Source organism: Citrobacter sp. Cpo148, assembly GCF_030332375.1.
Classification (GTDB): Bacteria; Pseudomonadota; Gammaproteobacteria; order Enterobacterales; family Enterobacteriaceae; genus Citrobacter; species Citrobacter portucalensis.
The window spans coordinates 142,343-159,126 of the sequence record NZ_JAOWHY010000040.1 but is presented as its reverse complement, the minus strand read 5'-3'; the positions used below and the strand labels follow the sequence as shown (position 1 = coordinate 159,126).

Sequence of the window (16,784 nt, the reverse complement as noted above, 5' to 3'; positions counted from 1 at the left end):
TCAGTGGCAGGATACTTTCGCACCCTGCCCGAATGGTTTAACGCGCCAGAGCAGCCGTCAGCGCAGGCAGGATCTTCAGCGCATCGCCAACGATGCCAAAATCTGCGTACTGGAAGATCGGCGCATTTTTATCTTTGTTGATGGCGAAAATCGTCTGCGCGCCGTTGGCGCCGACCATATGTTGGATCTGCCCGGAGATCCCCACGGCCAGGTACAGTTCTGGCTTGAGCATCAGGTTGGAAATGCCGACGTAGCGTTCGTGCTCCATCCACTTCTCGTTTTCCGCCACCGGACGTGAACAGGCCAGCTCAGCGCCAATCGCCTGGCACAGCGCTTCGGCCAGCGAGATATTTTCTTTGCTACCAATACCGCGTCCCACGCTGACCACCAGACGGGCTTTGTCGAGATCGACGCTGTTGCTCTGACGCGCCTGCGTTGCCGTACGGGTCACGGCGATAGTCGGAGCCTGCCACTGAACGGTGTGCACCTCGCCGCTGCGGGCGGTATCCGGTTGCTGCGCGTCAAACGTTCCGCTACTGAGAGTGATCACGGCAAACGGTGAAGCGATTGTTTCTGCTCCCATCGCCAGGCCGCCGTAGACCATATGTTTGACCGCCGCTCTTCCGTCCTGCACCGCGACTGCGCTGGCGTCGTTTGAGACTGCAGCCGACAAGCGAAAGCCCAGCTTTGCCGCTAACAGCTTGCCCCGACGCGTATTCGGCAGCAGCACCGCGCCGCCCTCGCTGTGCTGACGAATGGTTTCGGCCATCGCATCGGCGTAGTCTTCAACCATACGGTCTTCTGGTTTGCCGCTGAGCAGCCAGACATGATCTGCGCCTAAATGGCATGCCGCCGCGCTGTCCTCATCGCTGAGCACAAACGTGTTAACGTTTTCACCTAAAGCCTGCGCACCATTCATCAGTTCCGGCAGACGAGAAGGGGTATCGCTGAATACCCAGACACTGGAAAATTTGTTCATAACATCCCCTGATAATTAAATGATTTTGCGAAGATTCTCGACAAACGCGGCAATCTGTTCTTCACCGTCACCTTCAATCACAACGCGCTGACGCTCGCGCTGCTTCGGTGCGGCAACCTGTTGTTCGGAATACGCTTGCGCACCGTTCAGCCCAATGTCCGCAGACGACCAGACCTGGACCGGTTTTTTCGCTGCACCAAGAATGGCTTTCATGGAAGGGATTTGAGGGGTGTTGATGTCGGTAGAGACCGCGATCACCGCCGGAAGCGGGATACTCAGAGTTTCAACTTCATCTTCCAGTTCACGCTCTACCGTCAGCGTGCTGTCGGTAAGAGAGAGGATTTTACTCACGCCGTTAATCGCCGACACGTTCAGCATTTCGCCCACCAGCAGACCAACCTGCTGTGCATAAAGATCGGAAGAACCGTCGCCGCAAATAAGCAGATCAAAACCTGATTTTTGTGCGGCGGCAGCCAGCGCAGTGGCGGTTTGTTGCGGCAGCGCCTGTTCAAATTGATCGTCAATGACAACAATCAGTTCATCAGGGCCACGGGAGAGCACATCTTTGCGCCCTTTTGCATTGGTCAGCGCTTTGCCGCCGACGCTCATGGCCACAACCTGAGCCTCTCCCACCTGCTGTTTTAACTGGCAAGCCGCTTCGATCGCATTCAGATCATATTGGCTGATTTTGCCATCTGCTTTGCTGAAATCGAGTGTTCCATCAGCATTATTAATCGCAATATCCTGCTCATCAGGTACGCATTTGTAGCAAGTAATTATCTTCATTGCATCTCCAGAAATCATGAAGGAAACGTATTTATATCGGCGGTGTTAAATACAGATATCACGCTCTTTAATTCGGAAATAAAACATTAATCACCAATATTGAAAATGTCACACATTGATATTCGTAACTTTCAATAGTGTTATGCACCTCACCAATATTGAAAGAAACATGTCAAATACGAAAATTTTCAATATTGTTTGCTGGTTCAACAATATTGAACGTCAGTCACTTAAAAAAGTTAAAAAAGCAACACCAACATCATGATTAATAAGAGAATTATTTGTATTTTCAGACAAAATAACCAGCATAAGAAAGTGTGACGCAGATAACAGAATAGCCGGAAATGAATACCCATTATGAGTTACTCACTGAGGCGCCCAGAGGTTAAAAGGTTATCAACAAATCATTAATAATAAATAAACAAACGATCACATACGGGCACGCTAAATAAATTTCGTTTTCACACTGGAATTCACTTATGAAAAATGAAAAGAGAAAGTCGGGAATTGAACCGAAGGTTTTTTTTCCGCCATTAATAATTGTTGGGATACTTTGTTGGTTAACAGTAAGAGATCTTGATGCCGCTAACGTCGTTATTAATGCGGTATTCAGTTATGTCACCAACGTCTGGGGTTGGGCATTCGAATGGTATATGGTCGTCATGCTCTTCGGCTGGTTCTGGTTGGTCTTTGGCCCGTATTCGAAAAAGAAATTAGGCGACGAAAAACCTGAGTTTAGTACCGCCAGCTGGATTTTTATGATGTTCGCTTCCTGTACATCCGCCGCGGTGCTGTTCTGGGGTTCCATCGAGATCTACTACTATATCTCTACCCCGCCGTTTGCTCTCGCCCCCAACTCCGTTGGCGCAAAAGAGATAGCTCTGGCGTACAGCTTGTTCCACTGGGGACCGCTGCCGTGGGCGACCTACAGCTTCCTTTCAGTCGCGTTCGCCTACTTCTTCTTTGTACGCAAAATGGACGTTATCCGCCCCAGTTCCACGCTGGTACCGTTAGTTGGCGAGAAGCATGCTAAGGGCTTGTTCGGCACCATCGTCGATAACTTCTATCTGGTGGCGCTGATCTTCGCGATGGGCACCAGCCTCGGTCTCGCTACCCCGCTGGTAACCGAGTGTATGCAATGGCTGTTCGGTATTCCACATACGCTGCAACTCGACGCCATCATCATTACCTGCTGGATCATATTGAACGCCATTTGCGTGGCCTGCGGCTTGCAAAAAGGGGTCAAGATCGCCAGCGACGTACGTAGTTATCTGAGCTTCCTGATGCTCGGCTGGGTGTTTATCGTCAGCGGCGCCAGCTTCATCATGAACTACTTCACCGACTCGGTCGGCATGCTGCTGATGCATCTGCCGCGCATGCTGTTCTATACCGATGCCATCGGCAAAGGCGGCTTCCCGCAGGGCTGGACTGTTTTCTACTGGGCGTGGTGGGTTATTTACGCTATCCAGATGAGTATCTTCCTGGCACGTATTTCTCGGGGTCGTACCGTACGTGAACTGTGTTTCGGGATGGTACTGGGCCTGACCGCTTCCACCTGGATCCTGTGGACCGTCCTTGGCAGCAACACGCTGCTGCTGATGGATAAAAACATTCTCAACATCCCGCAACTGATTGAACAACACGGCGTGGCGCGCGCCATTATCGAAACCTGGGCTGCTTTACCGCTCAGCACCGCCACCATGTGGGGATTCTTTATCCTCTGCTTTATTGCCACCGTCACGCTGATTAACGCCTGCTCCTACACCCTGGCGATGTCCACCTGTCGCGAAGTTCGTGATGGTGAAGAACCGCCGCTGTTGGTGCGTATCGGTTGGTCCGTTCTGGTCGGCGTCATCGGCATCGTTCTGCTGGCGCTGGGTGGGCTGAAGCCTATTCAGACCGCAATTATCGCCGGGGGATGTCCGCTGTTCTTCGTCAACATCATGGTGACGCTGTCCTTTATTAAAGACGCCAAAGTGCACTGGAAAGACAAGTAATTCTTATTAACCCAATTGATCAAGAGGCTGAAAGATGGATTTCAACTTAAATGACGAGCAGGAACTGTTTGTCGCCGGTATTCGTGAACTGATGGCCAGTGAGAACTGGGAAGCTTATTTTGCCGAGTGCGATCGCGACAGCGTCTACCCTGAGCGTTTTGTAAAAGCGCTGGCGGATATGGGCATCGATAGCCTGTTGATCCCGGAAGAACACGGCGGGCTGGAAGCCGGTTTTGTCACCGTTGCCGCCGTCTGGATGGAACTCGGACGTCTTGGCGCACCGACTTACGTGTTGTACCAATTACCAGGCGGTTTTAACACTTTTCTGCGTGAAGGTACCCAAGAGCAAATTGATAAAATCATGGCGTTCCAGGGCACCGGTAAGCAGATGTGGAACTCTGCTATCACCGAACCGGGAGCGGGATCGGATGTTGGCAGTCTGAAAACCACTTATACACGCAAAAATGGTAAGGTTTATCTTAATGGCAGTAAGTGCTTTATCACCAGTAGCGCCTATACCCCGTACATCGTAGTGATGGCGAGAGATGGTGCATCACCGGATAAACCTGTTTATACCGAGTGGTTCGTTGACATGAGCAAAGCGGGTATCAAGGTCAACAAGCTGGAGAAACTCGGTCTGCGCATGGACAGCTGCTGTGAAATCACCTTTGACGACGTTGAACTGGACGAGAAAGACATGTTCGGTCGGGAAGGTAATGGCTTCAACCGCGTGAAAGAAGAGTTTGACCATGAACGCTTCCTCGTCGCGCTGACCAACTACGGTACGGCAATGTGCGCTTTTGAAGATGCGGCGCGCTACGCCAATCAGCGCGTACAGTTTGGCGAAACTATCGGCCGTTTCCAGCTGATTCAGGAGAAGTTCGCGCACATGGCGATCAAACTGAACTCCATGAAAAACATGCTGTTGGAAGCCGCATGGAAAGCGGATAACGGCACCATTACCTCCGGCGACGCGGCAATGTGCAAATACTTCTGCGCCAACGCCGCGTTCGAGGTGGTAGACACCGCCATGCAGGTACTGGGAGGTGTTGGTATCGCGGGCAACCACCGCATCACGCGTTTCTGGCGTGACCTGCGCGTTGACCGTGTTTCTGGTGGTTCTGACGAAATGCAGATCCTGACGTTGGGTCGTGCGGTACTCAAGCAATACCGATAGAACGACGCAACCTGTAGGCCTGATAAGACGCCTTAACGTCGCCATCAGGCAATCAATGCCGGATGGCGGCGCGAGCGCCTTATCCGGCCTACATGGACACCCATAAATGCCAGGAGAAAAATGATGAATCATTTACCAATGCCAGCCTTCGGCCCGCTTTCCGGGGTACGCGTTGTCTTTTCAGGGATCGAAATTGCCGGTCCGTTCGCCGGACAGATGTTCGCCGAATGGGGCGCCGAGGTTATCTGGATTGAAAACGTCGCATGGGCTGATACCATCCGCGTACAGCCTAACTATCCGCAGCTCTCACGCCGTAACCTGCACGCCCTGTCGCTGAATATTTTCAAAGATGAAGGCCGGGAAGCGTTTCTGAAGCTGATGGAAACCACCGATATTTTCATTGAAGCCAGTAAAGGCCCGGCCTTTGCCCGCCGCGGTATTACCGATGAAGTGCTGTGGGAACATAACCCGAAGCTGGTTATCGCCCACCTTTCCGGCTTCGGCCAGTTTGGTACCGAGGAGTACACCAATCTTCCGGCGTATAACACCATCGCACAGGCGTTCAGCGGCTATCTGATCCAAAACGGCGACGTGGATCAGCCAATGCCCGCCTTCCCGTACACCGCCGATTACTTCTCCGGGATGACCGCAACGACAGCAGCGCTGGCGGCCCTGCACAAAGTGCGCGAAACGGGTAAAGGTGAAAGCATCGATATCGCTATGTACGAAGTGATGCTGCGCATGGGTCAGTATTTCATGATGGATTACTTCAACGGCGGCGAAATTTGCCCACGCATGACCAAAGGCAAAGACCCGTATTACGCTGGCTGCGGCCTGTATAAATGCGCCGATGGCTATATCGTCATGGAGCTGGTCGGCATCACGCAAATCAACGAATGCTTCAAGGATATTGGCCTCGCCCACATTCTTGGCACACCGGAAGTCCCGGAAGGCACCCAGCTTATCCATCGTGTGGAATGCCCTTACGGCCCGCTTGTGGAAGAGAAACTGGACGCCTGGCTGGCAACGCACACCATCGCCGAAGTCCAGGCGCGCTTTGCTGAGCTGAACATCGCCTGCGCGAAGGTGCTGACTATTCCTGAACTGGAAGGCAACCCGCAGTACGTTGCCCGTGAATCTATTACGCAGTGGCAAACAATGGATGGCCGCACCTGCAAAGGGCCAAACATCATGCCGAAATTTAAAAACAACCCGGGGAAAATCTGGCGTGGCATGCCGTCACATGGCATGGATACTGCCGCCATTCTGAAAAATATTGGTTATAGCGAAGCAGACATAAATGAGCTGGTCGGCAAAGGCCTGGCCAGAGTTGAGGAATAAACGCGACGCGCTGACCCCTCGATGGTTAGCGCTCACGCCTGATTTCAGTGGATAAAGCAATATGGATATCGTTGGCGGACAAAACTTACGTCAGATGTGGGACGACCTGGCCGGGGTGTACGGAGATAAAACGGCGTTAATTTTCGAATCCTGCGAAGGAATCGTTCGGCAGTTTAGCTATGCCTCGCTCAATGAAGAGATTAACCGCACGGCAAACCTGTTCCATTCCTTAGGGATCCGCAAGGGCGATAAGGTCGCATTGCATCTGGATAACTGTCCGGAATTCATTTTTTGCTGGTTTGGGCTGGCAAAAATTGGCGCCATCATGGTACCGATTAATGCCCGCTTGCTGGGTGAAGAAAGTGCCTGGATCCTGCAAAATAGCCAGGTAAGTCTGCTGGTCACCAGCGCCCAGTTTTATCCTATGTACCGCCAGATACGGCTGGAAAATAGCACCCCGCTTAATCATATCTGTCTGATTGGCGAACAGCTTCCGGCTGACGACGGCGTGAGTCACTTTACCCAACTGCAATCCCGCCAGTCCGCCACGCTGTGCTATACGCCCGCGTTATCCACTGACGATACGGCGGAAATTCTGTTTACCTCAGGCACCACCTCACGGCCTAAAGGGGTGGTAATTACCCACTACAACCTGCGTTTTGCAGGCTACTACTCTGCCTGGCAAATCGCCCTGCGCGATGATGACGTCTACATGACGGTGATGCCCGCGTTTCATATCGACTGTCAGTGTACCGCCGCAATGCCCGCATTCTCCGCTGGCAGCACCTTTGTGCTGCTAGAGAAGTACAGTGCCAGGGCGTTCTGGAATCAGGTGCATAGATATAAGGCGACGGTTACCGAATGCATTCCGATGATGATCAGAACGCTAATGGTGCAGCCCGCTGCACCAACCGACAGACAGCATCACCTGCGCGAAGTGATGTTCTACCTCAATTTATCCGAGCAGGAAAAAGACGATTTTACCGAACGCTTTGGCGTCAGGCTGCTGACCTCCTACGGTATGACTGAAACCATCGTCGGTATTATCGGCGACCGTCCCGGCGACAAACGACGCTGGCCCTCCATTGGCCGCGTGGGATTTAGCTATGAAGCCGAAATCCGCGACGATCATAACCGTCCCCTGCCCGCCGGAGAAATTGGCGAAATCTGTATTAAAGGCGTGCCGGGCAAAACAATCTTCAAAGAGTACTACGCGCAGCCGGAGGCTACCGCCAAAGCGCTGGAACCTGAGGGCTGGTTACATACCGGTGATTCGGGCTATCAGGATGAGGATGGCTATTTTTATTTCGTCGACAGGCGCTGCAACATGATTAAACGCGGCGGGGAAAATGTCTCCTGCGTCGAGCTGGAAAATATTATTTCTGCGCATCCCAAAATTCAGGACATTGTGGTTGTCGGTATTAAAGATTCGATCCGTGATGAAGCCATTAAAGCGTTTATCGTCCTTAATGAAGGTGAAACATTAAGCGAAGCCGAGTTCTTCAGCTTCTGCGAAAACAATATGGCGAAATTCAAGGTTCCCTCTTTTATGGAGATAAGAACCGACCTGCCGCGCAATTGTTCAGGAAAAATAATCAAAAAAAATCTGAAATAACCCTTCCGACAGGAACTCCTCCTGCCGGGAAATCTATTTATCTGGAGATGAACTATGAGTGATTCATTACATCTGACCCGTAATGGCCCGATCCTGGAAATTACCCTCGACCGGCCTAAAGCCAATGCCATTGACGCCAAAACCAGCTTTGCCATGGGTGAAGCGTTTCTTAATTTTCGTGACGACCCGGAATTACGCGTAGCGATTATCACCGGCGATGGTGAGAAATTCTTTTCTGCGGGCTGGGACTTAAAAGCAGCAGCTGAAGGTGAAGCGCCAGATGCCGATTTTGGCCCAGGCGGCTTCGCCGGTTTAACCGAAATTTTCGATCTCGATAAGCCGGTCATCGCTGCGGTAAACGGCTATGCGTTTGGCGGTGGTTTTGAGCTGGCGCTGGCGGCGGATTTTATCGTCTGCGCGGAAAACGCCAGCTTCGCACTGCCGGAAGCCAAGCTCGGGATCGTACCTGACAGCGGCGGCGTACTGCGTCTGCCTAAGCTGCTGCCACCGGCAATCGTCAACGAAATGGTGATGACCGGCAGACGAATGAGCGCCGAAGAAGCGCTGCGTTGGGGTATCGTCAACCGCGTTGTCAGCCAGGGCGAACTGATGGATAGCGCGCGTGAACTGGCGCAGCAGTTGGTCAATAGCGCCCCGCTGGCTATCGCCGCACTGAAAGAGATCTATCGCACCACCAGCGAAATGCCGGTGGAAGAAGGCTACCGCTACATCCGCAGCGGCGTGCTGAAGCACTATCCATCTGTACTGCATTCGGAAGATGCGCTTGAAGGACCGCAGGCGTTTGCCGAAAAACGCGACCCGGTGTGGAAAGGTCGTTAATGTGCCGATGCCGGATAGCGATTCGCTTATCCGGCAATAAAACCGAGATAAAACGATGAGCTACTACGCCTTTGAGGGCCTGATTCCGGTGGTACATCCGGATGCCTTTGTCCATCCCAGCGCCGTGCTGATTGGCGATGTCATAGTGGGTGCCGGAGTTTATATTGGCCCGCACGCGTCATTGCGCGGTGACTATGGTCGCTTGATCCTGGAGGCTGGTTCTAATTTGCAGGATGGCTGCATCATGCACGGCTACTGCGACACCGACACCATCGTGCATGAGAACGGACACATCGGCCATGGCGCAATCCTGCACGGTTGCGTGGTGGGCAGAGATGCGCTGATCGGCATGAACAGCGTCATTATGGACGGCGCAGCGATTGGCGAAGAGAGCATTGTCGCCGCCATGAGCTTTGTCAAAGCCGGATTTCAGGGAGAGGCAAGGCAGATGCTGGTTGGCTCACCCGCTCGCGTATTGCGTGAAGTCACGGACCGGGAACTGCACTGGAAACGGCTAAACACCAAAGAGTATCAGGATCTTGCAACTCGCTGCCACACAGGTCTACACGAAACACTGCCCTTAACGCGGGTCGAAGAAAACCGGCCACGCCTGAAAGGCACAACGGACGTAAAACCCAAATCGGCACAGTAATTGATGCCGGATGCGCTCACGCTTATCCGGCCTACGCGTCAATCACCGTTTATGCCGCCATCAGGCAAACTGATTATTAGCGACGCATACTCTTGGAGAGCATCATCTGCCATTTCTGCTCACGGTTGAGCTCTGTTGGAGGAACGGCAGACAGGCGTGGCGTTTTCGCCATGCTCACCTTTTTCTCCTGCAAATTGTGATTCAGTCGGCTGTAGAGATGAGAGTCAATACTCACGACTTTCACCAGACGCTGGCACTGACAACCCCGACCGGCAATCTGATTAGGGATCATCTTAACTTCACAAACAATTTCTCCCACTTCCGACAGAATATAAGAGAGCGTATTAATTGCTTTGCAGTGCTCGATATCAAAATGGCGGGAAATTTCCTTTGCGGTGATCCAACGATCCTCGGCCATCATCCAGTCAGCAATTAACAAATAAAGCGGTCTTTCAACATATTTTTCACACATAAGCACACCATTTTCACAAATTAAAAATCTGGCTACGGCCTGTCCAAATTAATAAAAACTAAGCCATATTAAAATTATGGATATAAAGGATAGTATGCGACTTGAATGTTGATTAGTGTGAGCAATATCGTGCTTATTACATTGAAAATGTGGTTACGGAAACGGACTTGTCCAGGAATGACCTTACGCAAGACAAAAAAAGGGTTTCTTTACAGAAACCCTTTCAAAATTATATTACAGATCCGGTTAGAGCAATATTCACCGGACCTTTTGTTTATTACTTTTTGATCTGCGCGTGCATTTCCTGCACCGAGGTTACCTTCTCGGTGGCATCGGCATTCAACGCCATCGCTGTGGCGAAACCGCCGTTCAGCGTAGTGTCATAATGCACTTTGTACTGCAGCGCGCTGCGGCGAATAAGCTTGGAGTCTTCAATCGCCTGACGACCTTCGGTGGTGTTGATGATATAGGTGTACTCGCCATTCTTGATACGGTCCTGAATGTGCGGACGACCTTCATGCACCTTGTTCACCAGACGTGGATTGATACCCGCTTCACCCAGAACAATCGCGGTCCCGTGCGTCGCATCCAGCTCGAAGCCAAACTTCAGCAGTTTCGCTGCCAGGTCAACCACGCGCTCTTTATCGCCTTCGCGAACGGAGAGCAGTGCACGACCCTGTTTTTTCATGGTGGAGCTACTGCCCAGCTGTGCCTTGGCGAACGCTTCAGCGAAGGTACGGCCCACGCCCATCACTTCCCCGGTAGAGCGCATTTCTGGCCCTAACAGCGGGTCAACGCCCGGGAACTTGTTGAACGGCAGCACCACTTCTTTTACCGAGTAGTACGGCGGGATAACTTCTTTGGTTACGCCCTGCTGTGCCAGCGTTTTCCCGGCCATCACGCGCGCCGCGACTTTCGCCAGCGGTACACCAGTTGCCTTGGAGACGAACGGAACGGTACGTGCCGCACGCGGGTTCACTTCAATCAGGTAAACTTCGTTATTCTTCACCGCAAACTGGACGTTCATCAGACCGCGAACCTGCAGTTCGAAGGCCAGTTTCTGCACCTGTTGGCGCATCACATCCTGAATTTCCTGGCTCAGGGTGTAAGCAGGCAGAGAACATGCGGAGTCACCGGAGTGCACGCCCGCCTGTTCGATGTGCTCCATGATGCCACCAATCAGCACCATTTCACCGTCGCAGATAGCGTCCACGTCCACTTCAACCGCATCGTCAAGGAAACGGTCCAGCAGTACCGGCGCATCGTTAGAAACGCTGACTGCGGTCTGGAAGTAGCGACGCAGGTCGGCTTCGTCGTAGACGATTTCCATCGCGCGACCACCGAGAACATACGACGGACGCACTACCAGCGGGTAGCCAATCTCTTTCGCCTTCTCAACAGCCTGTTCGATAGCCGTTACGGTAGCATTCGCCGGTTGTTTCAGCTTCAGACGGTCAACCGCCTGCTGGAAACGCTCGCGGTCTTCCGCGCGGTCGATGGCATCCGGGCTGGTACCGATAACCGGTACACCTGCCGCTTCCAGCGCACGCGCCAGCTTCAGCGGGGTCTGTCCACCGTACTGTACGATGACGCCTTTCGGCTTCTCGATACGAACGATTTCCAGTACGTCTTCCAGCGTGACCGGTTCGAAGTACAGGCGGTCAGAGGTGTCGTAATCAGTTGAAACGGTTTCCGGGTTACAGTTGACCATGATGGTCTCGTAACCGTCTTCGCGCAGCGCCAGCGAGGCGTGTACGCAGCAGTAGTCAAACTCAATACCCTGACCGATACGGTTTGGACCACCGCCCAGCACCATGATTTTATCGCGGTCGACGGACGGGTTCGCTTCACACTCATCTTCATAGGTGGAGTACATGTAAGCGGTGTCGGTGGCAAATTCTGCCGCACAGGTATCCACGCGTTTGTAGACCGGGTGCAGATTGTACTGGTCGCGCAGTTTGCGGATTTCCGCTTCGCGAACGCCGGCCAGTTTCGCCAGACGCGCATCGGCGAAGCCTTTGCGCTTCAGTACGCGCAGGAAGTCAGCGTCGAGGCCGTTGATGCCAAGGTCGGTGACTTTTTCTTCCAGACGTACCAGCTCTTCAATCTGCACCAGGAACCAGCGGTCGATGTTGGTCAGGTTGAACACGCCATCGACGGACAGGCCAGCACGGAAGGCATCGGCGATGTACCAGATACGCTCAGCGCCAGCGTCTTTCAGCTCGCGACGGATTTTAGTCAGTGCTTCCGGGTCGTCCAGGCTTACTTTCGGGTCGAAGCCGGTCGCGCCCACTTCCAGACCGCGCAGCGCTTTCTGCAACGATTCCTGCTGGGTGCGGCCAATCGCCATCACTTCACCGACAGATTTCATCTGCGTGGTCAGGCGGTCGTTAGCACCAACGAATTTCTCGAAGTTGAAGCGTGGTATTTTCGTCACAACATAGTCGATGGACGGTTCAAACGAGGCCGGAGTACGGCCACCGGTGATGTCGTTCATCAGTTCGTCGAGGGTGTAACCTACGGCCAGCTTGGCGGCAACTTTCGCAATCGGGAAGCCAGTAGCTTTGGACGCCAGCGCCGAGGAGCGGGATACGCGAGGGTTCATTTCGATGACAATCAGGCGACCGTTTTTCGGGTTTACCGCAAACTGGACGTTAGAACCGCCAGTTTCTACGCCGATTTCACGCAGTACCGCCATCGAGGCGTTACGCATGATTTGGTATTCTTTGTCGGTCAGCGTCTGGGCAGGTGCTACGGTGATGGAGTCACCGGTATGGATGCCCATCGCGTCGAAGTTTTCGATGGAGCAGACGATGATGCAGTTGTCGTTTTTATCACGCACCACTTCCATCTCGTACTCTTTCCAGCCAATCAGTGATTCATCAATCAGCAGCTCGTTGGTTGGGGAAAGATCCAGACCGCGTTCGCAGATTTCTTCGAACTCTTCGCGGTTGTAGGCGATACCGCCACCGGTGCCGCCCATGGTGAAGCTAGGGCGGATAATGCACGGGAAGCCAACGTCAGCGGCAACCGCCAGCGCTTCTTCCATGGTGTGAGCGATGCCTGAACGCGCGGTGTCGAGACCAATCTTCTTCATCGCGATATCGAAGCGACGACGGTCTTCCGCTTTATCAATGGCATCCGCCGTTGCGCCAATCATAGTCACGCCGAACTCAGCCAGTACGCCCTGGCGTTCCAGTTCCAGCGCACAGTTCAGCGCTGTCTGACCGCCCATGGTTGGCAGCACCGCATCCGGGCGTTCTTTCTCAATAATTTTGCGCACCACTTCCCAGTGAATCGGCTCGATGTAAGTGGCATCGGCCATTTCCGGGTCGGTCATGATGGTTGCCGGGTTGGAGTTCACCAGAATAACGCGGTAACCCTCTTCACGCAGGGCTTTACACGCCTGCGCGCCGGAATAGTCAAACTCACACGCCTGACCGATAACAATCGGACCCGCGCCCAGAATCAGGATACTTTTTATGTCTGTACGTTTTGGCATGGCTCTTTTACTCCTGATTATTTCGCGGACTGACGGTATTGCTCAATTAACTCGATAAAGTGGTCGAACAACGGTGCAGCGTCGTGCGGACCCGGACTCGCTTCAGGGTGTCCCTGGAAGCTGAACGCCGGTTTGTCGGTACGATGAATCCCCTGCAAGGTGCCGTCGAACAGTGACTTGTGGGTCACGCGCAGGTTGGCAGGCATTGAGGCTTCATCTACAGCAAAACCGTGGTTCTGCGCGGTGATCATCACGGTGTTGTTATCAATATCTTTTACCGGATGGTTGCCGCCGTGGTGGCCAAACTTCATCTTAATGGTCTTCGCACCGCTCGCCAGCGCCAGCAGCTGATGGCCGAGGCAGATGCCAAATACCGGAATATCGGTTTCGAGGAATTTCTGAATCGCGGTAATTGCGTAGTCGCACGGCGCCGGGTCGCCAGGGCCGTTGGACAGGAAAATACCGTCCGGATTCATCTTCAGAACGTCTTCTGCTGAGGTTTTCGCCGGTACAACCGTCAGGCGGCAGCCGCGGTCCGCTAACATACGCAGAATGTTACGTTTGGCGCCGAAATCGTAAGCCACAACGTGGAACGGCATTTCATCGGCAGATTTCGCTTCCGGCAGGTCACCGGCTAGCGTCCAGCTCCCCTGCGTCCAACTATAAGGCTCCGCGGTGGTTACCTCTTTCGCCAGATCCATACCGTTCAGGCCAGGGAAAGCTTTTGCTTTTTCCAGTGCCAGCGCCGCATCCGGGTTATCGCCCGCGATGATGCAGCCGTTCTGTGCACCCTTTTCACGCAGCAAACGCGTCAGCTTACGGGTATCGATATCAGCAATCGCCACAATGTTATGGCGCTTGAGGTAAGAAGAGAGGTCTTCAGTATCGCGGAAGTTGCTGGCAATCAGCGGCAGGTCGCGGATGACCAGGCCTTGCGCATGTACCTGAGAAGATTCTGCATCGGCTTCATTGGTGCCGACATTACCGATATGAGGATAAGTAAGAGTGACGATTTGGCGGGAATAGGAAGGATCAGTGAGGATTTCTTGATAACCGGTCATTGAAGTATTGAAAACGACTTCCCCAACCGCCGAACCTGTTGCCCCTATGGCCCGACCGTGAAACTGGGTTCCGTCTTCCAGAACCAATAGCGCTGACTTAATCAAAACACCCTCCAGAGAATATTCACTCACTTTATTTGCATATTAATTCATTAACACCTCATGAATCAATGCAAATTTGCTTACCTATGGATTTCTGGCAAACGGCGGCATTCTAGAGATAGCTCACACAAAAGTCTACCCAAAAGGGCTTTTTTTATTATTATTTTGCGCCACTGGGATAAAACACACGATTTAACATGCAAAAAGATCAGCTAACTCAGGGTGGAAAACGCTTGCGGCAGGCAAAGAGTGTAAAAACAGAATGCGGGAGAGAAAAAAGTGGACCATTTGGTCAAAATTTACATTGAGATAACAGAACAACCCAACAAAACATAGAAAAATAACCAATTAAAAGAAAATACACATTCAGAATCTAAAAATAAAAGGGCAATAAAATATTGCCCTATGTAATCAAATAATTATGATTACAATAACCACATCACGAAGGGTAATGAAAGCTATAAACTGCGTAAATCAAGCACATCTTTCATATCAAAAAGACCATTTGACTTTGATTTTAGCCAAATTGCCGAACGCACTGCGCCATTGGCAAAAGTCATGCGGCTGGACGCTTTATGCGTGATCTCAATACGCTCGCCAATATCAGCAAACATCGCGGTATGCTCACCGACGATATCCCCCGCACGCACCGTGGCAAAACCAATCGTGCCCGGTACGCGCTCGCCGGTGTAACCTTCACGCGAATAGACGGCACACTCTTTTAAATCTTTATCCAGCGCCCCGGCAATCGCCTCGCCCATCGCCAGCGCAGTGCCTGACGGCGCATCAACTTTATGGCGGTGGTGAGCTTCAATAATCTCAATATCGGTGTAATCGCCCATCACTTTCGCCGCCTTCTCCAGCAGCTTAAGCATAACGTTCACGCCGACGCTAAAGTTCGCGGCGAAAACGATCGCAATCTCCTGCGCGGCATCACGAATAGCCTGTTTACCGGCATCGTCAAAGCCGGTGGTGCCAATCACCATCCCTTTACCGTGCTGGCGGCAAAACGCCAGATGCGCCAGCGTGCCTTCCGGGCGGGTAAAATCGATGAAAACATCGAAATCATCTTTCACCGCTTCAAGGCTGCTTTGCACGGTAACGCCCGTTTTTCCAGCCCCCGCTAATTCTCCGGCATCGCTTCCCAGTAAGGACGAGCCTTCGCGCTCTAACGCGGCACCCAATTGAACACCTTCCATCGCCATGGCGGCCTGGATTAACTGCCGTCCCATGCGGCCACCGGCGCCGGCAATGGCGACACGGATTTGTGCTTCATGCATAGCTATTCTCTTTTATAAAAATTGCGTAAACCGTTTTCAGAGTAACCAGCGCGCCCGGAGGCCGCTAGCTGAAAACACCCATAATTAGAATTTAATGATAAACAGAGGGGAATATCAGTAAAAGACATGATTCATCCCGCAGGATGAATCATTGCTGGAGCACAGGAAAGAAGTCAAACTTACTCAGTATGGCGCAAAATGATGGGAAAACGACGGAAATACGAGCACAAACCAGCCAGTCTGCGTAGATATTTTCGCGAATGTGGTTTTATGGCACGAGCGTGTAGTTGACGATCATTTGCCCTTTTTTCATCTTCACCTGAGTAATCGTCACCGGCCCAATCTCAGAGAGATGGGCAACATGCGTCCCTCCGCAGGGATAAGCAAGGAGATGACCAAATCCAACCTGCCGCAACCCGTCGGTGAATGTCACTTGTCTGGAGAGATTGTCTGCCTGCCAGGCGTTGATTTTCTCCTGCAGCGATAGCGTATCCGGTAACGTGCCGTTTTCACCGGCGGCGAAAGTAATGCGCCCCTCATTGGGCCAATGGTGTGCTTTCACCGGGAGCCAGCCAAACGCTGTACCCGCCAGGCCGATAAGATGTCCTGCCGAGTGCAGGCGGGCGTGCAGTTGACGCAGTGCGGCATCCACACACAGGTTCACGATGCCGGGGAGGAGCGGTTTTGCCACGATGTGCACCACATCGTCACCGCTCGCGAGGACTGTTTCAACCCGCTCATCATCAATCCAGCCCGCATCCGCAGGCTGCCCGCCTCCCTGCGGGTGAAAAAGGGTTCTATCCAGTACCACCGCGTACCGTCCATCCGGCTCAGCCGAGCAACTCAGTAAGTTAGCCTGGCCTTCAGTGTTATCGCTGGTGTAATAAAGACGTTCAGTCATGATTGCTCTCCTATTGATGGGAAGAGTATATTCACTTTACTGACGGCGATAATCCTGCGCTGGTTCAATGCATCTTTGC

Annotated in this window: 13 protein-coding genes; 6 read left to right on the top strand and 7 right to left on the bottom strand. The window is 52.6% G+C overall.

The annotated features are described in order from the left end of the window. Nucleotides 1-37: 37 nt before the first annotated feature. Together OGY10_RS05010 and OGY10_RS05005 are read right to left on the bottom strand one after the other, a co-directional pair. Nucleotides 38-979, bottom strand: a complete 942-nt coding sequence (locus OGY10_RS05010; protein ID WP_191226426.1) for an electron transfer flavoprotein subunit alpha/FixB family protein — start codon at nt 977-979, stop codon at nt 38-40. A 15-nt stretch (nt 980-994) separates the two neighbouring features. Continuing rightward, a complete protein-coding gene (locus tag OGY10_RS05005) occupies nt 995-1,765 on the bottom strand; it encodes an electron transfer flavoprotein FixA (protein ID WP_286576391.1) in 771 nt (256 codons plus the stop codon). 479 nt (nt 1,766-2,244) lie between these two features. Between OGY10_RS05005 and caiT the strand changes: the two genes are divergently transcribed. From caiT to caiE, 6 genes are all read left to right on the top strand, one after another. After that, complete coding sequence (gene caiT, locus OGY10_RS05000) at nt 2,245-3,762, top strand: L-carnitine/gamma-butyrobetaine antiporter (protein WP_003829695.1); 1,518 nt, start codon at nt 2,245-2,247, stop codon at nt 3,760-3,762. A gap of 34 nt (nt 3,763-3,796) precedes the next feature. Beyond that, nucleotides 3,797-4,939: a crotonobetainyl-CoA dehydrogenase gene (gene caiA, locus OGY10_RS04995; protein WP_003018898.1), complete on the top strand. Its 1,143-nt coding sequence runs from the start codon at nt 3,797-3,799 to the stop codon at nt 4,937-4,939. Between the two features lie 123 nt (nt 4,940-5,062). Beyond that, on the top strand, nt 5,063-6,280 hold the full coding sequence (gene caiB, locus OGY10_RS04990; RefSeq protein WP_003018901.1) for an L-carnitine CoA-transferase: 1,218 nt from the start codon (nt 5,063-5,065) through the stop codon (nt 6,278-6,280). A gap of 61 nt (nt 6,281-6,341) precedes the next feature. Next, nucleotides 6,342-7,895 (top strand): crotonobetaine/carnitine-CoA ligase, encoded by a 1,554-nt coding sequence (caiC, locus tag OGY10_RS04985; protein ID WP_048227113.1) that lies wholly within the window; start codon nt 6,342-6,344, stop codon nt 7,893-7,895. A gap of 54 nt (nt 7,896-7,949) precedes the next feature. Beyond that, nucleotides 7,950-8,735: a crotonobetainyl-CoA hydratase gene (caiD, locus tag OGY10_RS04980; RefSeq protein WP_286576389.1), complete on the top strand. Its 786-nt coding sequence runs from the start codon at nt 7,950-7,952 to the stop codon at nt 8,733-8,735. 55 nt (nt 8,736-8,790) lie between these two features. After that, nucleotides 8,791-9,387, top strand: coding sequence for a carnitine operon protein CaiE (caiE, locus tag OGY10_RS04975; protein ID WP_100271524.1), 597 nt, complete (start codon nt 8,791-8,793; stop codon nt 9,385-9,387). A gap of 76 nt (nt 9,388-9,463) precedes the next feature. Here the strand turns inward: caiE and caiF are convergent, their stop codons facing one another. The 5 genes from caiF to OGY10_RS04950 all read right to left on the bottom strand — a co-directional run bounded on the left by caiF (nt 9,464) and on the right by OGY10_RS04950 (nt 16,705). Further along, on the bottom strand, nt 9,464-9,859 hold the full coding sequence (gene caiF / locus OGY10_RS04970) for a carnitine metabolism transcriptional regulator CaiF (RefSeq protein WP_003829705.1): 396 nt from the start codon (nt 9,857-9,859) through the stop codon (nt 9,464-9,466). A 277-nt stretch (nt 9,860-10,136) separates the two neighbouring features. Next, nucleotides 10,137-13,361 (bottom strand): carbamoyl-phosphate synthase large subunit, encoded by a 3,225-nt coding sequence (gene carB, locus OGY10_RS04965; RefSeq protein WP_003829707.1) that lies wholly within the window; start codon nt 13,359-13,361, stop codon nt 10,137-10,139. A gap of 17 nt (nt 13,362-13,378) precedes the next feature. After that, nucleotides 13,379-14,527, bottom strand: a complete 1,149-nt coding sequence (gene carA / locus OGY10_RS04960) for a glutamine-hydrolyzing carbamoyl-phosphate synthase small subunit (protein WP_003829709.1) — start codon at nt 14,525-14,527, stop codon at nt 13,379-13,381. Between the two features lie 455 nt (nt 14,528-14,982). Next, nucleotides 14,983-15,804 (bottom strand): 4-hydroxy-tetrahydrodipicolinate reductase, encoded by an 822-nt coding sequence (gene dapB, locus OGY10_RS04955; RefSeq protein WP_060682771.1) that lies wholly within the window; start codon nt 15,802-15,804, stop codon nt 14,983-14,985. Nucleotides 15,805-16,072: 268 nt separating this feature from the next. After that, the gene (locus tag OGY10_RS04950; RefSeq protein ID WP_267442467.1) at nt 16,073-16,705 is read right to left on the bottom strand and encodes an alanyl-tRNA editing protein; all 633 of its coding nucleotides are present in this window, start codon (nt 16,703-16,705) and stop codon (nt 16,073-16,075) included. Nucleotides 16,706-16,784: the final 79 nt, after the last annotated feature.